The organism is Exiguobacterium sp. E4787, from assembly GCF_018618375.1.
In the GTDB taxonomy this organism is placed as follows: domain Bacteria; phylum Bacillota; class Bacilli; order Exiguobacteriales; family Exiguobacteriaceae; genus Exiguobacterium; species Exiguobacterium chiriqhucha.
The window spans coordinates 151,897-173,883 of sequence record NZ_JACSLY010000002.1; the positions used below are offsets into that span (position 1 = coordinate 151,897).

Genomic DNA, 21,987 nt, shown 5'->3' on the forward strand with positions numbered 1-21,987 from the left:
TATAACAAAAAAGGTTGTTTGACTTAAGCGTCAAACAACCTTGGTGAAATGGACATTTGTCCTTTTGGTGATTAGCGTTTCCCTTTAATATATGGGATACCGACCGATTTCGGTGCATCCGCACGTCCGACGACACCCGCGAGGGCAAGAATCGTAAGCGCATACGGTGCAATCAAGAGCAACACTTGCGGCACGTTGCTGATGACCGGCAAGTTACTGCCGATGATCGACAACGCTTGGGCGAAACCGAAGAAGAGGCCAGCTCCGAGCGCGCCGAGCGGGTTCCACTTCCCGAAGATCATGGCGGCGATGGCCAAGAAACCTTGACCGACAATCGTCGTCCCACTGAAGTTCGTCGTGACCGTGACGGCGTAGACCGCACCGGCGAGACCGCCGAACGCACCTGAGAGCATGACGCCCATGAAGCGCATTTTCGTGACGTTGATTCCCATCGTGTCAGCCGCCATCGGGTGTTCCCCGACCGAGCGGAGACGAAGGCCGAACGGCGTCTTGAAGATGACGAACCAGACGACGAACGCGAGCGCGATGGCGATGAACGACGTGTACTGGACGTTGATGAAGAACATACGAAGTACCGGGATATCCGATAAAATCGGCACGTTCTCTTTCGCAATCCGATACTCGATGAAATCGGTTTGTCCTTTGTTGTAGAGGACACGGACGACGAAGATGGCGAGACCGATCGCGAGCATGTTGATGGCGACCCCGAGCACCGTCTGGTCAGCGCGCCAAAGGATGGCCGGCACTGCCAAGAAGAGCGAGAAGAGCGCACCGACGACCATGGCGACCAAGAGCGCAATCCAAGGACTGAGACCACCAAGCCCCATCTCCGTCAACGTGAGCGTCGTGATGATGCCCGTGGCGGCACCGATGACCATGATGCCTTCCAAGGCGATGTTGACGACACCCGAACGTTCACTGAAGATGCCGCCGAGCGCCGCGATGATGAGTGGAGTCGCATAGGCCAACGCGACCGGGACGACGATATAGAGGACTTCTAAGAAGCTCATTTTTTCTCCACTCCTTTCTTACGATTTCCTTTGAATTTGTCAATCACGTAGTTGAACGCATAACCCGACGCCACGAAGATGACGATGGCCGCGATGATGACTTTGACGAGCTCAGACGGAATGTTGGCACCGAGCTGCATCGCGAGTCCACCGATGTTGAGTCCGGCGAACAAGATGGCTGCCAAGACGACACCGATGGCCGTGTTCGCACCGAGAAGGGCGACGGCGATCCCGTCGAATCCGACCCCAGTGAACGAGGCGCTGAGCGTCATGCCGTTGAACGTACCAAGGCCTTCCATCGCGCCGGCGAGTCCAGCGAACATACCTGAGATGACGAATGACAGGATGATGTTGCGATTGACGCTCATCCCCGCGTATTGTGACGCGTGTTTGTTGAATCCGACGGCCCGAAGCTCATAACCGAGCGTCGTCCGTTGCAAGATGTAGTAATAGACGATGGCCGCGAGCACGGCGATGATGACACCCCAGTGCAAGCGGGAGAACTGCGTCATTTCTTGAAGCCATGGCGACGCGAGCGACGCGGACTCGTTGATTGACTCGGTCCGTTCGTTCGTTACCCCGATGACGCTACGCAAAATCGCGTTCGTCGTGTACAAGGCGATATAGTTCATCATGATCGATGTGATAACTTCATGGACGTGGAACTTGGCTTTCAAGAAACCAGGGACGAACGCCCAGAGCGCTGCCGCGAACATGGCCGCGAGAAGCGCGAGCGGGAGGTGGATGAACATCGGTAAATCAAAGTTGATTCCGACATAAACGGCTGCCACCCAACCGATTAACACTTGACCTTCGACCCCGATGTTGAAGAGACCAGTCCGAAACGCGAACGCGACCGCTAAACCTGAGAAGATGAGCGGCGCTGCGGCACGAAGTGTTTCTCCGATTGCATATGGGCTTCCGACCATACCTTCGAATAATGAAGAGAATCCTTGAATCGGGTCATAGCCGCCAATCAGCATGACGATTGCCCCAACGAGAAGTCCCATCAAAATCGACAAGAGCGGGATGAGCAGTCGATTGAATCCTAACTTATTCATACTGTTTCTTCTCCTCTCTTACCGCCGGCCATCAAGAAGCCGAGTTCTTGCTCGGTCGTTTCTTTCGGATCACGAATCCCGACAATCTTACCTTCATATAAGACGGCGACTCGGTCCGCGACGTGTAAAATCTCTTCGAGTTCGAACGAGATTAAGAGGACGGCGCGTCCTTTCTCACGTTCTTTGATGAGCTGTTCATGAATGAACTCGATTGCACCGACGTCAAGTCCACGCGTCGGTTGGGCCGCAATCAACAAGTCAGGTGACCGGTCGACTTCACGGGCGATAATCGCTTTCTGCTGGTTACCACCTGATAAGGCACGGGCCGGTACATCGACCGATGGAGTTCGGACGTCAAACTTCTCAATCAACGCCTTCGCTTTCTCAGCCACAGCTTTATAGTTCATCAAACCACGCTTCGAGAACGGCTCTTTGTAATACGTTTGGAGGACCATGTTGTCCCGAATCGAATAGTCGAGGACGAGTCCGTGTTTATGACGGTCTTGCGGGATGTGACCGACGCCAGATTCCGTCACTTTACGTGGCGTGAACCCAGTCACGTCTTTCCCATTCAACAATACTTTTCCAGACTCCGGTTTCTTCAAGCCTGAGATGGCTTCAATCAACTCGGTCTGTCCGTTTCCGTCAATCCCGGCGATTCCGAGAATCTCTCCTGAACGAATCTGTAAATCCAAGCCGTCGACGGCTTCAAGCCCGCGACTGTCTTTGACGACGAGTTTTTGCACGTCGAGGACGACTTGCTGTGGATCTGCCTTGGAATATTCCGCATCAAAGTTAACTTCACGCCCGACCATCATTTCAGCCAAACGGTCTTCATTGACCGTCTCATCGATATCGACGGTGCCGATATAACGTCCGCGACGGATAACCGTACAGCGGTCGGCCACTTGCATGATCTCTTTCAGTTTATGCGTGATCAAGATGATCGATTTACCTTCTTCGATCAAACGCTTCATGATTTGAATGAGTTCTTGAATCTCTTGTGGCGTCAATACAGCGGTTGGCTCGTCAAAAATCAAGATTTCAGCGCCGCGATAGAGCGTCTTCAAAATTTCGACACGTTGTTGCATCCCGACCGAGATGTCCTCGATTTTAGCGTCCGGATCAATGCGGAGACCGTATTGTTCCGAAATCTCCATAACTTTTTTACGCGCCGTGGCCCGGTCGACCGTCAATCCGCTCTTCGGCTCTGAGCCGAGGATGATGTTCTCGGTCACCGTGAACTTCTCGACGAGCATGAAGTGTTGGTGTACCATACCGATTCCAAGGTCGTTGGCGATGTTCGGATTCTCAATGTCCACTTTCTCCCCGCGCACGCGGATTTCCCCACCTTCCGGCTGATAAAGGCCGAACAGGACGTTCATGAGCGTCGATTTCCCGGCACCGTTCTCGCCGAGCAACGCATGAATCTCTCCTTTGCGCAATTGGAGGGTGATATTGTCGTTGGCAACGAACGTTCCGAACTCTTTGCGAATATTGAGCATTTCAATTACATATTCCAAGAAAGTCCACCCCTAACTTTAAGTAAAGGGAGACCGCATGGGTCCCCCCTAACTCAATGAATTATTTTACTGTTTTCATGAACTCTTCGAACTCAGCGTCAGTCGCTGGAGCCGTGATGTCACCGTCGATCAACTGTGTGCGGTACTCTTCCACTTTTGTGAGGACGTCAGCTGAAACGTTCTCATCAGAAGTTTCAGCAATCCCTACGCCGTCGTCTTTCAACGAGAACTCAACGATTTCGCCTGCAGGGAACTTATCTTCCATTGCAAGTTTCGATACTTCGTAAGTAGCCGTGTCAACACGTTTGACCATTGACGTAAGTGTTACGTTCTCTGGAAGACCTTCTTCGTATTGGTCGCGGTCAACACCGATGACCCATACATCTTCGCCGTTCTTCTTACGGTTTTTCGCTTCTGTGAATACCCCTACCCCAGTACCGCCTGCTGCGTGGTACACGATATCAGATCCTGCTCCGTACATACCTGAAGCGATGGCAGTTCCTTTTTCAGCTGAGTTGAAGTCTTCAGCGTATTTCACGTCGATTGTTGCATCAGGGTTAACTGCCATGACGCCCGCTTTGTAACCGTTCTCGAACTTCTTGATTAAGTCAGACTCAACACCACCGACGAATCCAACTTTGTCAGTTTTCGTAGTGAGACCAGCGACGACACCAACGAGGAATGAACCTTCTTGCTCTTTGAACGTGATCGATGCGACGTTCGGCGCATCGACGACCATGTCGACGATCGCGAAGTTGTTGTCTGGGAACTGATCAGCAACTTTTTTGATGTCTTCGCCCATCAAGAAGCCGATTCCGTAAATCAAGTTGAAGTTATCGCGTGCCAATTGCTGCAAGTTTGGCTGATAGTCCGCTTGTTTTGATGATTGAAGATATTTGAAGCCTTCGTTTTCAGTCAAGCTGTTGTCTTTCCCGAACTTCGTAAGACCTTCCCAAGCTGATTGGTTGAACGATTTATCATCGACACCGCCAGTGTCGGTTACCATGGCTACTTTGAAGTCGCTGCCTTCGCCGCCGCCGTCGCTGTTTGAAGCACCTTCATTGTCATCCCCGCCACATGCTGCGAGTACTGTTGAGAGTGTGAGGCCTGCTGCTAAAGCTGAGAGAATCGTTTTTTTCTTGTTCATCGTCGTGTTTCCCCTTTCGGATCATAACAATTAAGGTTGTCATGTCATCAGTAGTCTTTACACCGGTATAAGAAAGCGCTTTCACGCTGTTCCCCAAAAATAACCGTTTCCGGATAAAACGAACGTGCTTAGACGCGTTTGCGAACGACGTGGAAGTCGAAGCGGTCCGCTCGGAAAAAGTTCGCCGAATCGAGCAGCGGTAAGTCGCTCTCATCGTAATGCAATTGCTTTAATGCCAGTAACGGTTGGTCCGTTTGAAGTTGCGTCGAGATTTCCGCGTTCACACTCGGTTCGATGTGCGTGATCGCATAAGCGACCCGACGTCCTACCTCTTGTTCGAGCGCATCAAACAACGACTTACCTTCCGTCAACGCTTTAGGATTCGAGACGAGGTGTGCCGGAATTTTATCGACACAGTATACAACTGGTGTCTCGTCTGCATAACGAATCCGGACAATCCGATAAATCGGCGAGTTCGGTTCAATTTTCAGACGCTCAGCTTCTCTCTCGGTCGCTAGAACCTTTTCGGCCACCAATACTTTCGTTCCTGGTGTCATCTTGGCGCGCATAATCATGTCCGTGACACTGAACAGTTCTTCAATCCCTGAAGTGAACGGGGGTTTTGAACTGATAAATGTTCCGACGCCATGTTTCCGCACGACAAATTTCTCGTCTTCGAGGATACGAAGGGCTTCCCGGAGTGTCGCTCGACTGACTCCTAGTTGCTTCGACAACTCGAACTCTGAAGGAAGCTTCTCTCCTTCACGATAGACACCATCGTCGATATCTTGCTTGATTTTCTCAATCACGCGAAGATAGAGCAAGCGATGATCGAGCTTGATCGACATGGGCCTCACCACCTTTACCTATTCTAACCAGTGCTCAGACATCTGACGTATGAATGTCCTTGCCAATATTAAGTATAGGGATTCGAGAATTAGAACGCAATACTTTTTGTTCGGAATCAGGGAAATATTTTAATGTGAAGGGATTATGTATACCTCTTAGTCTATATTACCTGTTGTGGAGCCGTTTGAAAAGAAAACGTAAAATGTAAACGGTATTAAAAAATGAAAGCGGTTCAACGATTTTAGTAGTATGTCTTAATGTATCAAATAGGTCAGATGTGCTATATTAGTTTGTCCCAACATGACGTTGACCCCAATCGTCACGTTTGAACCGGATTATCTGAAATTATATAAAAAACGAACGATTAGGATTCCTTATACCTAATCGTTCGTTTTACCATTTATACCTCTGGTTGATTAATGAGCACTTTCCGCGGCTTTGAGCCTTCTGACGGCCCGATATATCCAGCCTGTTCGAGCGAATCAATCAATCGGGCGGCTCGATTATAACCGATGCGGAATCTTCGTTGAATCATCGAAGTGGAAGCCGTCTCTTGCGTCAAGATGAATTGAACGACTTCTTCGAACAATGAATCGTCCGAGTCGATCGTCGTGACTTCCTCTTCTTTCGGCATCATCGCCTCGACATACTGGGCCCGTTGTTGGGCGATGACGTGATTGACGACCGTCTCGACTTCTTGATCCGAGACGAACGCACCTTGGACACGAATCGGTTTGTTCATCCCGTTGGCGAGCATGAGCATGTCACCCCGTCCGAGCAGTTTTTCCGCCCCACCACCGTCAAGAATCGTCCGTGAATCCGTTTGCGACGAGACCGCGAACGCGATCCGTGACGGGATGTTCGCTTTAATGACACCGGTGATAACATCGACTGATGGACGCTGCGTGGCAAGTACCATATGAATGCCAGCTGCCCGAGCCATCTGGGCGAGACGCATAATCGCGTCCTCGACGTCGTTCGAGGCGACCATCATCAAGTCGGCGAGCTCATCGACGATGACGACGATGAACGGCAGACGCTTCGCGTCCTCGTCGTCCGACTTATCGACGAGTTCGTTATAGCCTTCGATGTTCCGGACGCCGTATCGACTGAACAGCTCATAGCGCCGCTCCATCTCGGCGACGACTTGTTTGAGCGCTTGGGCCGCTTTCTTCGGATCGGTCACGACCGGCGTCAACAAGTGCGGGACACCGTTATAGACGTTCAACTCGACCATTTTCGGGTCGATCATCATGAGCCGGACCTCATCAGGACGCGTCCGCATCAAGAGTGACACGATCATGCCGTTGATACAGACCGATTTCCCTGAACCAGTCGAACCGGCGACGAGCAAATGCGGCATCTTGTTCAAGGCGATCGTCACCGTCTCGCCGCTGATGCTGCGGCCGAGGGCAACGAGAAGCGGCGACTGTTCGCGCTTGACCGGATCGGCCTCGAGCACTTCACGGAGACAGACCGGCGCCACTTCCTGGTTCGGCACTTCAATCCCGATGGCCGCTTTGCCAGGAATCGGGGCCTCGATCCGGATATCTTTCGCGGCGAGCGCGAGGGCAAGGTCGTCACTGAGCGACGTGATGCGGCTCACTTTGACCCCGATATCCGGTTGCAGTTCATACTTCGTCACGGTCGGACCGAGATGAATCTTCAATACTTTCACACCGACACCGAACGATTTGAGCGTTTGGACGAGTTTCGTCGCGTTCGCTTTCAAACGGGCGTTCTCACCGGACAAGTCGGTCACGACCGGTTCACTGAGAATCGTGAACGTCGGCAGCTCATACGTGTCTGACACATCCTGTGACGCCGTCATCATCATATCCTCGGTCGGCAGGTCGGCCACTTCTTCAGCAGAGGCCGTCTCCTCCACTTTCGGACGCTTCTCGGCGACGACTTTCTCGCTGAACCCGACAATCGGGATATCATGCATCGTCACCGCATCCGCCTCAGGCTCGGCTTCGGCAGGGATCGGCTCGACCTTCGCCGGGGCCGGGACGGCCTTCTGACGCTTCACTGGAGCCGGTTTGACCCGTTCCCGGTCGTGCCATTCTTGCTTGATGGCCGTACCCGTCTCAAGTAACCGTGAACCCATCGTCCGCCAAATCGTCGGCGATAATAGGGAAATCCCGACGATCATGCAGAGGGCTCCTAAAAAGATGATTCCGAAGTCGGAGAGCAAGTATTGGTTGAGTCGATAGAGCGCCCCGTTGACCTCGCCTCGTTCGGCCCCCCAGACCAAGTCCCCGAACATGAGGAACGACGTGAACAACAATAGGATCCCGGCCCGTTGCATCGGACGAAACTCGTTTAAAAAGACGAGCAACGTGAACGCGATTGCCAAATACGTCAGTGCCCCCCAGCCCCCGAACAACGTCGTCGCGAGGAGCGACGTCTGATTGCCGACCCATCCAAAATCGAACAGGGAGAAGATGAACGCCGTAATCGACAGGACGAAGGCGATCCAGCCATATGTACGTAGTGGGATGGGCTGTTTTTTCGCACGTCTCGTCGTCGGTCGTTTCCGCTTCACCGGGGTTTTTCTCGTTTTTTGTGCCACCTTAGATTCCTCCTAAAAAAACAAGGCAAAAGTCTGATGACTTTTGCCTTAATCTCAATTCCTTAAATCTCCATGATGATCGGCAAGATCATCGGACGACGTTTCGTCTGCTCGTACAAATAGACGCTGAGCCGTTCGCGGATATTTGATTTCAACTCGGTCCAATCACTTCCAGCTTGGAGACTCTTCTCAATCTGTTTCGTGACGATGCGGTTCGCTTCTGAAATCATCTCTTCCGATTCACGCATATAGACGAATCCGCGCGAGATGAGTTCAGGTCCTGAAATCAATTTCTTCTGTTTCCGGTTCAACGTGACGACACAGAGAACGACACCGTCTTGTGACAAGAGGCGACGGTCACGGAGCACGATGTTCCCGACGTCCCCGACACCGATTCCATCGATTAAGACGTTTCCAGCCGGCACTTTGCGGCTCATCCGGGCTTTGCGGCCCGTGAACTCAACGACATCCCCTTTTTCAACGATGAAGATGTTGTTCGACTTCACACCGACTTGCTCGGCGAGTTTCGAGTGGGCCATCTGCATCCGGTACTCCCCGTGAATCGGGAGGAAGTACTTTGGTTTGACGAGGTTCAACATGAGCTTGAGCTCTTCGGCCGAACCGTGTCCAGAGACGTGTACTTTGCGTTGGTTATAGATGACGTTGGCGCCTGAGCGGAAGAGCAAATCAATCGTCTTCGAGACCGACTTCTCGTTCCCCGGAATCGGCGTCGCCGCGATGACGACCGTATCGTTCAGGCGGATGTTCACTTGTTTATGGGCGTTGCGCGCCATGCGCGTCAAGGCTGCCATCGGCTCACCTTGCGAACCAGTCGTCAAGATGACGACTTTGTTGTCAGGCAAGCGATTCACTTGTGAAAGCTCGACGAGCGTCTTCGGCTTGAAGCGCAAGTAGTTCAGCTTCTGGGCCACTTCAACGATATTGACCATGCTGCGGCCGACGACGGCTACTTTACGGTCGTTCGCTTCGGCTGCCGCGAACACTTGTTGCAGACGGTGCACGTTCGAGGCGAATGACGCGACGATGACGCGGCCTTCGGCTTGATAGATGACGTCGTTCAACTCTGCGCCGACGAGCGATTCCGAACCGGTTTGACCCGGACGTTCCGCGTTCGTCGAATCCGACAAGAGGCAAAGGACGCCCCGTTGGCCGATGGCCGCCAACTTGTTGAAGTCTGACTGTTTCCCATCGACCGGTGTGTAGTCAAACTTGAAGTCGCCCGTGTGAACGATGGCGCCTTGTGACGTTTGGATACAGACCCCGACACAATCCGGGATCGAGTGGTTGACGCGGAAGAAAGTGATGAAATGATCAGCGATAGTCAATTTCGTTTTTGCGTCAATCAATCGGAGGTCGACTTCTTTCAATAAGCCAGCCTCTTTCAATTTGAGCTCGATTAAACCGAGCGTCAATTTCGTCCCATATACGGGAACGTGTTTCAAATCACGGAGTACGTAGCTGAGTCCACCGATATGGTCTTCGTGACCGTGTGTGATGAAAATCGCGCGTACCCGATCTTTATTTTCTTTCAAATACGTAATGTCCGGGATGACGATATCAATCCCGAGCATCTCATCGCCTGGGAACATAAGGCCGGCATCGATGACGAAGATGTCGTCGTCTAGTTCCACGACGTACATGTTCTTCCCGATTTCGCCTACGCCTCCAAGCGCAAAGACGCTAACGTTCTCTGTCTTCTTCTTTGACACTAACAAAAACCTCCTAGATGTTGCATATTCTGTTTCGTCCACTTATCGCTACTGAATATTGTATCGGAAAACTGCTGATATGCCAACATTTCCGTTCAATCGACGAGAGGTTTCATCACATCGGCAAGCGGCATCGTCGCTTTGTCATCCGGACGTTTCCCGGAAGCGAGCTGACGAATCGACAAACCGAAGTCCATTTGTAAGTGTGGGTAATCAGGAAAACTTCTCCAATCCCCGCCCCATTCGAAGCCGAGCGCCTTGCCGAGCTCCCCTAGTTCTTGCCAATCCGGTTCATCCGACCGATTATGGTCCGACTCCAAATCATAGTCGGCGCGGTTGTTGTGAATAATGACGAAGTCGACGGCAAGGCCATAGTTATGGTAGCTCTCACCTGCTTTGGCGTTCGTCACGACTTGACCTGGTTTCGAGCGACCTTGGGCGTACAGGGCGTTCTGCTCATCGGCTGAACGGTATCCTGACGTCAGGCGAACCTCGAGACCGAGGCACGAATAGGCTAGCCGCACGAACGATTCACTCCGCTCTCGTACGTGCGGATGCAGTTTGGCGAACGCCTTCTCGCTACGCTCGACGATGACCGCTTCCGAGCGCGAGTTGCGCTCACACATCCCCGCCTCGAACGTCGGTTCATCGACCCATGGCATCGGCCCCGGACGTGACAACGTATACGCTAAAAAGATTCCGACTAAAAAAGCCGTCATCGCGAACGTCAAGACGCCGGTCCATTTCATCGGCGCAACCGTTTACGGAGTCCTTTGACGAGCGGTAATCCTGTTTCAAGGGCGAAATAGAGCGGACGATTCAAGACTAGATCGAACTCGCCAACCTTCTCGATCATATCGCTACCCCAACCTGATTTGAACGCATACAGACCCGCATACTCATCATCGGCGTCGGTGCTGCCCGATACGCCACCGAAATCATAGCGTTCGGCCCCGCTCGCCTTGGCCGCTTGCATCATCGTCCATTGCATGAGGTGGTTCGGCATGAAGTCACGGAACTCGTTCGAAGACGCACCGTACAAGTAATACGAGCGTCGGCCGGCTAACGTCAACAGACCGCCCGATAAGACGAGCCCGTTCGGGTACTTGTCGTGCAACTCGTTCAGTTCCGGCAACGCAGCTTTAATCTTTTCAATCTGTTCGCCCGTCTGCTTTTGACGGTTCAACAGACTTGTCCGTTTCTTCTCGACCGTCTCCGTCTCGAGGGAACGTTCAATCTTGCCGAGGTCACGTTCGGCTTTTTCGAGCGTGGCCATCTGTTGGTCCAGCGCGAGCTTCGGTTCGAGTTTCGTCAAGAACAGACGCGCGTCCCCTGGCTGCAGGCAATCGTATAAGTTCTCGAAGTAATCAAGGCCGCGGATGGCAAAGCCGTCCCGCTCACCCGTCACTTTCATCAACTCCGCGAACGTCTGGAGACCATCGCGACCGACTTCCGTGCAGACGATTCCTTTTCGTTCTGCCAAACGCACGTTATAGCGGAACTTATGATGGAACTTGCCAAAAATCTCTTTCTCGCTCGGACGCAAGTCCGTCTCCATCGTGAACCGAGGCTGGGCGTAATCGAACCCGCCGCCGTATCCTTTATGGTTAAAACCGAGGCTAGCCATTTCCGTCAACAGGCCTGGCACTTCGTCTCGGTCGATATTCGGATCGATTTTCACGGTAATCGCTTTATTCGCTTTGGCGACCCGTTTCGCTTCTTCGGTCAACGCGGTCAACGAAGCCACATCGTCATAGTCGACGACGAAACCGCGCGGCGCGTAGCAAAGCGTGAACGGAAGTTTAGGTACGCGTTTGAACAAGAGTAACGCGACCCCGCTCGTCACACCATTGGTCGCGACGGCGATCCGCTCGGCGAACCAGCCGTTTTGTCGTTTGACGTTGGCCCAACTTGAGAGTTGAAGCAAATCCCCACGGTCATGTGTTTTGACGAACTCGTCATGCTCTTTTTCTGTCAAGGTGATCGGTTGTACTGCCATAAATCATGATTCCTCCGTCTTCAAAATTGTCGCTCGGACGATCGCTTCTTCATCTAGCGGAATTTTCTCATTGCCAATGATTTGATATTTCTCATGTCCTTTGCCGGCCAGGACGACGATGTTATCGGACTCGGCCAATTTGGCCGCGTAGCGGACCGCCTCTTCGCGGTCCCCGATCTCAACGAAATTGTCGTGGGTCATCCCGGCAGCGATGCCGCTCGTGATTGAGTCGTAGGCTTCATAGCGTGGATCGTCCGTCGTGATGACGACCGTTCCTGCATACTTCGAGGCCATCTCTCCCATCGTCGGCCGCTTCGTAACGTCACGATTTCCGCCTGTCCCGATTAAGAAAACAATCTTCTCTTTCGGCACGCCGACGAGCGACTTCAAGCATTGCTCGATGCCGTCGGGCGTGTGGGCGTAATCCGCATAGACGTTATAGCCCGGCACATCGAGGCGTTGCATCCGCCCTTTGGCCGGATGGATCGCTTCGAGCGCCTGGACGATTTCGGGCAAGCGATAGCCTGCCGCGAGTAGGCAACCTGTCGCGAGCAAAATGTTATACACGTTGAAGCGGCCGATGAATTGAACCGTCAACGGATGGCGTTCGCCTTGATAGTTGAGGCAAAAGCTCGTCTCTGACAGCGTCTGAACGATATCTGATGCCGTCACGTCTGCCATCGCGTCAATCGCATAAGTAATTACTCGCGCCCCTGTCATCGTCTCATACAGCTTGCTGTATGGGTCGTCTGCGTTCAGTACGGCGACCTTGTGACGTGACGCCATCTGTCCGAGCTGTGCGAACAGTAGCCCTTTCGCTCGCGCATAGTTCTCGAATGTGCCGTGGAAATCGAGATGGTCGTGCGTCAAGTTCGTGAATCCGACGATATCAAAGTCCGTCCCGATGACACGGCCGAGTTCGAGTCCGTGCGATGACACTTCCATCATCACATCGGTCACGCCTTCTGCGTGCATCCGGGCGAGCAATTGTTGTAGCTCTGAGCTTTGCGGTGTCGTATTTTTACTTGGAACGACCGTATCGTTGATGCGGACCTCGACCGTGCCAATCAATCCGGTGCTATGACCGAGCTCGGTGAGGACGTCGCGCAGAATCGTCGTTGTCGTCGTCTTGCCGTTCGTCCCAGTGATCCCGAACAGACGCATCTGTTCAGACGGATACTGATAGAACGCCGACGCTAAGAGGCCGACCGATCGTGTGCTGTCGCGCACGATCAAGTTCGGTACGCTTAACGAGAGCGGACGCTCGCTGACGACGGCTACGGCCCCTTTGCTGACCGCCAATTCGGCATAGTCATGACCGTCGACCGTATAGCCTTTGATGGCGACGAACAGCGTCCCAGGGACGACTTCTCTCGAGTCGGTCGTCACATGGGTCACTGGGATGGCTTGTAAGTTTGGTTGATTAATCAATTGAATGTGTTTAGCTAAATCCGTTAAGTTCAAGTCTTTCCCTTCTTTCACCTGTTCCTGTCCAAAGTAAAGAATACCTCTTAATCAGTGTAGAGAACTTACAATTCGGTTTCAAGTCAGTCTTCGGACGGAAGGACATAAGATTTGGCAGGGGCGTGGCTGAGCACCTCTCTGATTAAGGCGTTGACACCATGCACATCGATGCGATCGATTTTATCGAGCACCTCGTTCAAGTCCTCGACGTCGTCGAGCAGGACGAGGTTTCGACCGTTTCGGTTCATGCGGGCACTCGTACTCTCATTCCCGAGGACGAGCGACCCTTTCAATTGGCGCTTGCCTTTCTCGACTTCCTCGTCGGACAATCCGTCCGCAATCAACGTCTCAAGTTCGCGCGTCATAATCGTCTCGACTTGGGCGAGCGTATCCGGAGATGTCCCGATATAAATTGTGAACGTCCCATGGTCATCGAACGTCGTGTAGTACGAGTAAATCGAGTATGCCAGCCCCTCTTCTTCTCGAATCGACTGGAAAAGACGCGATGACATCGTGGCCCCGATGGCATTGTTCATTAAGGCCAAATGCGGCAGACGATCATCTTTGGCGGCAATCGCCTCAAAGTTCCAACAGAGGTGTGCTTGCTCTGTCTCTTTCTGTTTTTTCATCACGTCACTGTATAAAATCGGAGTCGTCGATTCTTTCGGAGATTCCCCTGATGGGAGGTCGGCAAACCTTGTCTTGACCGCCTCAATCAATTCATCGGTCACATGCCCGGCAATTGAAACGACAACACGATTGCCCGTGTACGTCGAAGTGACGTAACGGAGCAGTTGGTCTCGCGATAGGCTGAGGACGCTCGCTTCCGTCCCGAGAATCGGTTCGGCGAGGATGTCGTCCTTATAGACGGCTTTCGCGAGCAGCTCGTGGACGAGGTCTTCCGGTGTGTCCTCATACATTTTAATCTCTTCTAAGACGACCCGCTTCTCTTTCTCGAGCTCCGTCTCGTCAAATAACGAATCGAATAGCATGTCGGCGAGCGCATCGAACGCGATGACCGCGTGCTCGTCAAGCGTCTTCACGTAATAGCACGTGTGATCTTTCGACGTGAACGCGTTGACGCTGCCCCCGAGCTCATCGAAGAACGACGCAATCTCTTTTGCCGTTCTCGTCTTCGTTCCTTTAAATAACATATGTTCAATCAAGTGGCTGATGCCAATCTCGGTCATGTCTTCGGTGCGAGTTCCGGCTTTGATAAAGACACCGGTCGACGTGCTGCGGACATCTGTCATCGGTTCAATCACGATGCGGACGCCGTTGTCTAATGTGATCCATTCCATGTTATCACTCCTATGAAAAAGGCCATCGCACCAGACGATGGCCATCATGATTAGTTTGTCGAGCGTGGCGGACGACGGTCTCCGTCACGACGCGGCGGACGGCTGTCACGTGGTGGACGGCTTTCGCGCTGCGCTTTACGTTTTGCTTCGTATGCTTCACGTTCTTCCGGTGACAATCCTTCAAGGATGAGCACTTTGTGTGAGGCATTGACTCGGCCTTTGTCGTCAATCTCTGTCACACGGACTTTGATTGTATCGCCGAGTTTAACGACGTCTTCGACGTTCGCGACACGCTCTAAGCTGAACTCAGAGACGTGGACGAGCGCGTCTTTCCCTTTGAACAATTCGACGAACGCACCGAACTTCTCGATGCGGCGGACCGTTGCATCGAACTCTTCGCCGACGACGACTTCACGGACGATGTCGCCGATAAGGGCCATCGCCATATCGATGCCATCTTGATCGGTCGACGCGATGAAGACCGTTCCGTCTTGCTCGATATCGATTTTGACGCCCGTTTGGTCGATGATGCTGTTAATCATCTTCCCGCCCGGTCCAATCACATCGCGGATCTTATCCGGATTGATCGTCATCGTCACGATTTTCGGTGCATACTTCGACAACTGCGGACGCGGTGCGTCGAGCGTCTCAAGCATATGGTTCAAGATGTGGAGACGGCCTGAACGTGCTTGTTCGAGTGCCTCTTCCAAAATCTCACGCGTGATTCCGGCGATTTTGATATCCATTTGGAGCGCCGTGATCCCGTCTTTCGTTCCAGCGACTTTGAAGTCCATGTCACCGAGGTGATCTTCGAGTCCTTGGATGTCCGTGAGAACCGTGTAATGTTCGCCTTCCATGATGAGACCCATCGCAATCCCGGCAACCGGTGCCTTAATTGGAACCCCTGCATCCATGAGAGCGAGTGTCGAGCCACAGATTGACGCCTGTGAACTTGAACCGTTCGACTCGAGTACTTCCGAGACGAGACGAATCGTGTACGGGAAGTCGGCTTCTTTCGGGATGACCGGGAGCAACGCACGTTCTCCGAGGGCACCGTGACCGATTTCACGACGACCTGGCGCACGCACCGGACGAGCTTCTCCGACCGAGAACGGCGGGAAGTTGTAATGGTGCATGAAGCGCTTGTTCTCTTCGAGACCGATGCCGTCGATGATTTGAGCATCTCCGATGACGCCGAGTGTCGCCACCGACATGACTTGTGTTTGTCCACGTGTGAACAACCCAACGCCATGGGCGCGTGGCAATAAGCCCGTTTCCGACGCAAGTGGACGGATGACTTCAGGGCGACGACCGTCCGGACGAACTTTATCGACCGTGATGAGACGGCGAACTTCATCTTTGACAAATTTGTTCAAGATGCCAGACACTTCTTTCAACTTGGCCGGCTCGTCGACGAGGCGCTCTTCGTAGATGGCGACGTACTTGGCAATCACTTCGTTGATTGCTGCGTCACGCGCATGCTTCTCTTCGACTTGAACCGCAGCGTTGATTTCTGGACGAGCTGCTTCAAGCTCAGCCGTCAAGGCGTCATCAAACTTCGATACCGTGTATTCGAACTTCGGTTTCCCGACAGCTTCGACGATTTCCGTTTGGAAAGCGACCAATTTCTTGATTTCTTCATGACCGAACAAGATTGACTCGAGCATGACGTCTTCCGGTACTTCGTTGGCGCCTGCTTCAACCATGTTGATTGCAGTTGCCGTTCCGGCGACTTGGAGTTCGAGGTCTGTCTGTTCGAGCTGAGCCGTCGTCGGGTTGACGACGAACTCACCGTTGACGCGTCCGACTGTCGCACCGGCGATCGGGCCATCGAACGGGATGTCTGAAATCGAGAGTGCGATTGACGTTCCGAGCATGCCGGCCATCTCAGCTGGGCAGTCCGGGTCGTTCGACATGACGTAAATCATCACTTGGATATCATGACGGAAGCCATCCGGGAAAAGCGGACGGATCGGACGGTCGATGAGGCGCGATGTCAAAATCGCGTTCTCCCCAGGACGACCTTCCCGACGGAGGAAACCTCCTGGAATTTTACCGACCGAGTATAATTTTTCTTCATAGTTGACCGTGAGCGGGAAGAAATCTAAATCCTTCGGCGCTTTCGATGCTGTGACCGTGGCGAGCACGACCGTGTCCCCATAACGGACGAGTGCCGAGCCGTTTGCTTGTTTCGCAAGTTGCCCGACTTCTACAGACAGCGGACGCCCGCCCCATTCTGTAGAAAATACTTGTTTCGTACCTAACATGAACATTCTCCTCTCAAACCTTATCTAGTTTATTATGTAACTCATTCATATGAATGTCTAATGATTTTCCTCCTAAAAAAGAAGAAACGGACTAGGAACAAGTGTCCCAGCCCGTCACATGGTCCGTTCGGATTAACGACGGAGACCAAGGCGTTGAATCAATTCACGGTAACGTGTAACGTCCTTGTTACGAAGGTACGTAAGCAAGTTACGGCGACGTCCAACCATTTTCAAAAGACCGCGACGTGAGTGGTGGTCTTTCTTGTGTGTACGAAGATGATCGTTTAAAGTGTTGATTTGTTCAGTCAATACTGCAACTTGAACTTCCGGTGAACCAGTGTCACCTTGTTTTGTCGCGTATTCCGCGATGATTTCGTTCTTACGTTCTTTTGAGAGTGCCATTGCCTCTCCACCTCCATTTAATAGAAAATTGCCGCGTTGCCGAGCCGACGTTGGTGAATCGATCAGCCAAGCGAAGCGGTGTACTTTGCGTACCAAAATAGGATACCGTACCACCCATCCAAAGTCAAGACAGGATTGCCCGAGCGGCCGTCTCATCTTGCTTGAGTTGGGCGATGAGCGAGTCGAGTCCGTCGAACGCCCGCTCGTCCCGTAAATAGTGCATCCATTCGATTTCAATCAATTGTCCGTATAAATCTTCCGAGAAGTCGAACAAGTGGCTCTCGATTGAGACGTCACCGGTCGCATAGAACGTCGGCCGCCGACCGACGTTCGTCATCGCGTCGAACGTCCGACCGTCCTGAAGCCGTACACGCGTCGCGTAGACGCCTAGACGAGGCATAACATACGATGCGTCCATGACGACGTTCGCCGTCGGGTAGCCGATCGTCCGGCCTCGGGCGTCACCGTGGATGACTTCCCCGCAGATAACGTACGGCGTACCGAGCAATTCACTCGCCACTTCGACATCACCGGCACCGAGCAACTGACGAATCCGTGTCGACGACACTTTTTCGCCGCCGCTCGTCTGTTCGGCGACGACCGAGGTCGTGAAGCGACCGCGCGCATGATACGGCAGCGTTTCCATCGTCCCCTCGCCGAATTTACCGTACGAGTAGTCAAAACCTGCCGTCACATGGACCGCACCGGCACCAATCAAATAGTCATCCACGAACTGTTGTGGCGACAGGCTCGCCAACTCTTTCGTGAACGTGATGACGATGCATCGTTCGACACCGAGTGCGGCAATCCGGTTCAATTTCCGCTGGAGCGGTGTGATATAACGGACCGCATCCGGTTTGTTCGATAACACTTGTTTCGGGTGCGGGTCGAACGTGATGACGGTCACGGGCACGTCAAGCTGTTTTGCTTGCCCCTGCGCATGCCGAATCACGGCCTGATGTCCGGTGTGGACGCCGTCAAAAAATCCGAGCACCATGACCGAAGGGACCAGGTCTGGTGTCTCAGGATACGTCAGATGGATCGTTTCCATACTTCAATCTCCCCTTTAGTCGATAGTCAACATGACCTCGACAGTTGCGTCTGTTGTTCCGTCAAGCCGTCGATAGAGGGCAAGTGGAATTCCTTCTTCATTATAGACAGTAAACAGTTCAAATTCGAGCGAGACGTCGTTCAAACGACCTCCGTTTCGAATATACCGTTCTCGATTGACTGGAATCGTCATGGCCGGCCAACGTTTGATGACCTCTTCGAGCGGGATGAGGTGGTTCATTCGTTCCTCGACCGTCTCGAAGTCGGCCAGTTGCTGTAACGTGACGGCGGCCGTTTCCTCAAACGAACCAGACCGGGTCCGCCGCAAGTCGCTCATATGGGCCGGATAGCCGAGCAGCTCCCCGATTTGAACGGCGAGCGTCCGGATGAACGTCCCTTTGCCACACTCGACGTCGACACGGAAACGGCAGACACCGTCTTCGATGACCGGCTCATTCGTCCGGACGAGGCGGTGAATCTCGACGATGCGGCGCGGTCGGTCCACCGTCTGACCTTTTCGGGCGTATTCATACAATTTCTTACCGTTCACTTTGACAGCAGAGAAGTAAGGCGGGATTTGCTCGATTTTTCCTGTCAGCTTCTCAAGGACACGATCGATCTCCGCAGCGGTGAACGCCTCGGGACCGACCTCGCGCGTCTCGACGACCTCGCCATGTGCGTCCTCCGTCATCGTCGCTGTTCCGATTGTAATCTCGGCGGCGTACCGTTTGCCTTCATCGGTCAGAAAACGAGACAGCTTTGTCGCCCGTCCGAGGCAAATCGGTAGGACACCGGTCACTTCCGGGTCAAGCGTGCCGGTATGTCCGACTTTTTTCGTTTGGAACAATTTACGGAGCTTGAACACACAGTCGTGGCTCGTCATGCCGCTGTCTTTATCTAAAATCAATACGCCAGTTGGTTCCATCTGAATTCCTCCCATCAAAAAAGGGGAGACGCGAGTCCCCCCTTCAATTTATTGGTCGTTCCGATTTAAGTCACGAATCAATGAATCGATATGGCTACCATATGCGACCGATGAATCGTATTCGAACGACAATTCTGGCGTTTTCCGAAGACGGATGCGGCTTCCGATCTCGCGGCGAATAAATGCGCTCGCCTTATCAAGACCAGCTTGCGTTTCAGCCTTCACCGTGGCGTCGTCTCCGAGCACCGTGTAGTAGGCTGTCGCTTGCTGCAAATCTCCCGTCACATCAACGCTCGTGATTGTAGCGTTCTTCGTACGTGGGTCGTTGACTTCACGGAGCAAGATATCTGTAATCTCTTTACGCATCTGCTCTGCGACGCGTTGGGCACGAATGTTCATACGTGTTCCCTCCTCGCTTTATTTACGTTCGACTTCTTTCATGATGAACGCCTCGATGACGTCCTCCACTTTAATATCGTCGAACTTCTCTACTTTAATCCCACACTCGTAGCCTGCCGCGACTTCTTTAACGTCGTCTTTGAAGCGGCGAAGCGTATCGAGTTTTCCTTCGTACACAACAATCCCGTTACGGATGATTCGGACGCCGGCGTCGCGTGAGATTTTACCTTCTGTGACGTAACAGCCGGCAATCGTACCGACTTTCGAGACTTTAAAGACGTCACGGACTTCAACTTGTCCTGTGATTTCTTCAACGAACTCAGGGTCGAGCATCCCTTTCATCGCGCTCTCGATTTCATCGATTGCGTTATAGATGATGCGGTGCAGACGCATTTCAACATGCTCTTGCTCGGCCATCGACCGGGCGTTACCATCTGGGCGAACGTTGAATCCGATGATGATCGCATTTGCCGCCGAAGCGAGAATGACGTCACCTTCTGTGATGGCACCGACACCTTGGTGGACGATGTTGATTTTAACGCCTGCGACGTCGATTTTACGGAGTGAACCAGCGAGTGCTTCAGCCGAACCTTGAACGTCTGCTTTGATGATGACGTTCAAATCTTTGACTTCGCCTTCTTGAATGCGACTGAACAAGTCATCAAGACTAACTTTAGCCGATTCGCGACGCTGTGATTCGAGGTAACGTTGGTAACGTTTTTCTCCGATTGCACGTGCTTTCTTCTCATCTTCAAACACGATGAACTGGTCACCCGCTTGTGGGACATCGTTCAATCCTGTAATTTCGATTGGTGTCGATGGACCAACTTCTTTCACACGACGACCGATATCGTTGACCATGGCCCGGACGCGTCCAAACGTGCTACCGACGACGATTGAGTCACCAATTCGGAGTGTCCCGTGTTGAACGAGAAGCGTGGCGACAGGACCGCGACCTTTGTCGAGCTTCGCTTCGATGACCGAACCGCGAGCTGGCATTTTAGGCGTCGACTTGTACTCTTCGACTTCAGAAACGAGCAAGATCATCTCGAGCAACTCATCGATTCCTTCGTCTTTCAAAGCTGAAATCGGTACGAAAATCGTTTCGCCGCCCCACTCTTCCGGTACAAGACCGAACTCTGTCAATTCTTGTTTGACGCGGTCAGGGTTTGCGCCTTCTTTATCCATTTTGTTCACAGCGACGATAATCGGCACGTTAGCCGCTTTCGCATGTGAGATGGCTTCTTCTGTCTGTGGCATGACGCCGTCATCCGCTGCGACAACGATAATCGCGATATCCGTCACTTCGGCTCCACGAGCACGCATCGTCGTAAAGGCGGCGTGACCTGGTGTGTCGAGGAACGTGATCTTTTTATCGTTGACTTCAACTTGATAAGCACCGATGTGCTGCGTGATTCCTCCGGCTTCACCAGCAACGACTTTCGTGTTGCGGATCGAGTCAAGAAGTGTTGTCTTACCGTGGTCGACGTGACCCATGATTGTGACGACAGCTGGACGCTCAACAAGCTCATACTCAGAGAAGTCGATTTCTACTTCTTCAAAGTCCGTCTCATCGATGAGTACTTCTTTCTCAACTTCATAACCGAATTCAGTTGCAAGCAACTCAATCGTCTCGTCATCAAGTGTTTGGTTGATTGTCGCCATGACACCAAGACCCATCAACTTCATGATGATCTCGTTTGGCTTTTTATCCATCTTCGCAGCGAGGTCCGATACGCTGAGGACATCATCGTACTTGATGACGTTGCCCATTTCAGACTCTTGCGCTAAACGAGCTGCTTTACGCTGACTCGTTTTCGAATTTGGATCCGCTTCTAACGGCACAGCTGCTTTCGCAGGCTTGCCTTTGAATTTACCACCGCGCTTTTTGTTGCGGTTGTCGTTGCGGTTGTTGCCGAAACGGTTGCCACCACGGTTGCCAGCTTGGTTGCTTTGACCGCTAGACGCTTGTGGGCGTGCTTTCGGTGCTTCTTGCTTGGCAGCAGGCTTCGTGTCAGCGGGTTTTGACTCGGCAGACTTCGTTTCAGCTGGTTTCGTTGCAGCTGGCTTTTCTTGCTTGTCAGCCGAACGGTATTTCTCAGGATTGAAGACACGGTCGAGTTGCTTGACCGACTCCTCATCTAAGACAGCCATGTGGTTTTTCACTGGCTTGTTCATTTTCTCGAGCTGAGTAATGACTTGTTTACTTGTTACATTCTGTTCTTTTGCAAATTCATAGACGCGTTTTCCCAAAGCATCCACCT

General features: G+C 52.6%; 17 protein-coding genes. All 17 read right to left on the bottom strand.

What is annotated here, in order from left to right:
- Nucleotides 1-71: 71 nt before the first annotated feature.
- Nucleotides 72-1,031, bottom strand: a complete 960-nt coding sequence (locus KNP80_RS03295; RefSeq protein WP_214832282.1) for an ABC transporter permease — start codon at nt 1,029-1,031, stop codon at nt 72-74.
- Complete coding sequence (locus KNP80_RS03300; protein WP_214719401.1) at nt 1,028-2,092, bottom strand: ABC transporter permease; 1,065 nt, start codon at nt 2,090-2,092, stop codon at nt 1,028-1,030. The genes KNP80_RS03295 and KNP80_RS03300 overlap by 4 nt, the downstream gene beginning before the upstream one ends.
- Nucleotides 2,089-3,615 carry an ABC transporter ATP-binding protein gene (locus tag KNP80_RS03305; RefSeq protein WP_214719402.1) on the bottom strand — a complete coding sequence of 509 codons (1,527 nt, stop codon included), beginning with the start codon at nt 3,613-3,615 and terminating at the stop codon, nt 2,089-2,091. The genes KNP80_RS03300 and KNP80_RS03305 overlap by 4 nt, the downstream gene beginning before the upstream one ends.
- A gap of 61 nt (nt 3,616-3,676) precedes the next feature.
- A complete protein-coding gene (locus tag KNP80_RS03310) occupies nt 3,677-4,762 on the bottom strand; it encodes a BMP family lipoprotein (RefSeq protein WP_214719403.1) in 1,086 nt (361 codons plus the stop codon).
- Between the two features lie 128 nt (nt 4,763-4,890).
- Nucleotides 4,891-5,610 carry a GntR family transcriptional regulator gene (locus KNP80_RS03315; RefSeq protein ID WP_021067171.1) on the bottom strand — a complete coding sequence of 240 codons (720 nt, stop codon included), beginning with the start codon at nt 5,608-5,610 and terminating at the stop codon, nt 4,891-4,893.
- A 401-nt stretch (nt 5,611-6,011) separates the two neighbouring features.
- Nucleotides 6,012-8,186, bottom strand: coding sequence for a DNA translocase FtsK (locus tag KNP80_RS03320; protein WP_214833646.1), 2,175 nt, complete (start codon nt 8,184-8,186; stop codon nt 6,012-6,014).
- Between the two features lie 62 nt (nt 8,187-8,248).
- Complete coding sequence (locus KNP80_RS03325) at nt 8,249-9,916, bottom strand: ribonuclease J (protein ID WP_021067169.1); 1,668 nt, start codon at nt 9,914-9,916, stop codon at nt 8,249-8,251.
- A gap of 95 nt (nt 9,917-10,011) precedes the next feature.
- A complete protein-coding gene (locus tag KNP80_RS03330; RefSeq protein WP_021067168.1) occupies nt 10,012-10,665 on the bottom strand; it encodes a M15 family metallopeptidase in 654 nt (217 codons plus the stop codon).
- Nucleotides 10,662-11,915 (bottom strand): lipid II:glycine glycyltransferase FemX, encoded by a 1,254-nt coding sequence (locus KNP80_RS03335; RefSeq protein WP_214719407.1) that lies wholly within the window; start codon nt 11,913-11,915, stop codon nt 10,662-10,664. The genes KNP80_RS03330 and KNP80_RS03335 overlap by 4 nt, the downstream gene beginning before the upstream one ends.
- Nucleotides 11,916-11,918: 3 nt before the next feature.
- Nucleotides 11,919-13,397, bottom strand: coding sequence for a UDP-N-acetylmuramoyl-L-alanyl-D-glutamate--2,6-diaminopimelate ligase (locus KNP80_RS03340; protein WP_214719408.1), 1,479 nt, complete (start codon nt 13,395-13,397; stop codon nt 11,919-11,921).
- A 65-nt stretch (nt 13,398-13,462) separates the two neighbouring features.
- A complete protein-coding gene (locus tag KNP80_RS03345) occupies nt 13,463-14,680 on the bottom strand; it encodes a M16 family metallopeptidase (protein ID WP_214719409.1) in 1,218 nt (405 codons plus the stop codon).
- Between the two features lie 50 nt (nt 14,681-14,730).
- Nucleotides 14,731-16,947, bottom strand: a complete 2,217-nt coding sequence (pnp, locus tag KNP80_RS03350) for a polyribonucleotide nucleotidyltransferase (RefSeq protein ID WP_021067164.1) — start codon at nt 16,945-16,947, stop codon at nt 14,731-14,733.
- 132 nt (nt 16,948-17,079) lie between these two features.
- Nucleotides 17,080-17,349 carry a 30S ribosomal protein S15 gene (gene rpsO / locus KNP80_RS03355; protein ID WP_015881433.1) on the bottom strand — a complete coding sequence of 90 codons (270 nt, stop codon included), beginning with the start codon at nt 17,347-17,349 and terminating at the stop codon, nt 17,080-17,082.
- A 124-nt stretch (nt 17,350-17,473) separates the two neighbouring features.
- Nucleotides 17,474-18,400, bottom strand: a complete 927-nt coding sequence (locus tag KNP80_RS03360; RefSeq protein ID WP_214832293.1) for a bifunctional riboflavin kinase/FAD synthetase — start codon at nt 18,398-18,400, stop codon at nt 17,474-17,476.
- A 15-nt stretch (nt 18,401-18,415) separates the two neighbouring features.
- Nucleotides 18,416-19,324 (bottom strand): tRNA pseudouridine(55) synthase TruB, encoded by a 909-nt coding sequence (gene truB, locus KNP80_RS03365; RefSeq protein WP_214719411.1) that lies wholly within the window; start codon nt 19,322-19,324, stop codon nt 18,416-18,418.
- Between the two features lie 48 nt (nt 19,325-19,372).
- Nucleotides 19,373-19,723 (bottom strand): 30S ribosome-binding factor RbfA, encoded by a 351-nt coding sequence (gene rbfA / locus KNP80_RS03370; protein WP_021067161.1) that lies wholly within the window; start codon nt 19,721-19,723, stop codon nt 19,373-19,375.
- Between the two features lie 18 nt (nt 19,724-19,741).
- Nucleotides 19,742-21,976 carry a translation initiation factor IF-2 gene (infB, locus tag KNP80_RS03375; protein ID WP_214719412.1) on the bottom strand — a complete coding sequence of 745 codons (2,235 nt, stop codon included), beginning with the start codon at nt 21,974-21,976 and terminating at the stop codon, nt 19,742-19,744.
- Between the last annotated feature and the right edge of the window lie 11 nt (nt 21,977-21,987).

Coding starts and splice junctions, on each gene's coding strand:
- KNP80_RS03345 (WP_214719409.1), bottom strand. CDS start 14,680: ATGGAATGGATCACATTAGACAACGGCGTCCGCATCGTGATTGAACCG.
- KNP80_RS03360 (WP_214832293.1), bottom strand. CDS start 18,400: ATGGAAACGATCCATCTGACGTATCCTGAGACACCAGACCTGGTCCCT.
- KNP80_RS03310 (WP_214719403.1), bottom strand. CDS start 4,762: ATGAACAAGAAAAAAACGATTCTCTCAGCTTTAGCAGCAGGCCTCACA.
- rpsO (WP_015881433.1), bottom strand. CDS start 17,349: ATGGCACTCTCAAAAGAACGTAAGAACGAAATCATCGCGGAATACGCG.
- KNP80_RS03330 (WP_021067168.1), bottom strand. CDS start 10,665: ATGAAATGGACCGGCGTCTTGACGTTCGCGATGACGGCTTTTTTAGTC.
- KNP80_RS03335 (WP_214719407.1), bottom strand. CDS start 11,915: ATGGCAGTACAACCGATCACCTTGACAGAAAAAGAGCATGACGAGTTC.
- KNP80_RS03315 (WP_021067171.1), bottom strand. CDS start 5,610: ATGTCGATCAAGCTCGATCATCGCTTGCTCTATCTTCGCGTGATTGAG.
- rbfA (WP_021067161.1), bottom strand. CDS start 19,723: ATGAACATTCGTGCCCAACGCGTCGCAGAGCAGATGCGTAAAGAGATT.
- KNP80_RS03300 (WP_214719401.1), bottom strand. CDS start 2,092: ATGAATAAGTTAGGATTCAATCGACTGCTCATCCCGCTCTTGTCGATT.
- KNP80_RS03295 (WP_214832282.1), bottom strand. CDS start 1,031: ATGAGCTTCTTAGAAGTCCTCTATATCGTCGTCCCGGTCGCGTTGGCC.
- pnp (WP_021067164.1), bottom strand. CDS start 16,947: ATGTTAGGTACGAAACAAGTATTTTCTACAGAATGGGGCGGGCGTCCG.
- truB (WP_214719411.1), bottom strand. CDS start 19,324: ATGGAACCAACTGGCGTATTGATTTTAGATAAAGACAGCGGCATGACG.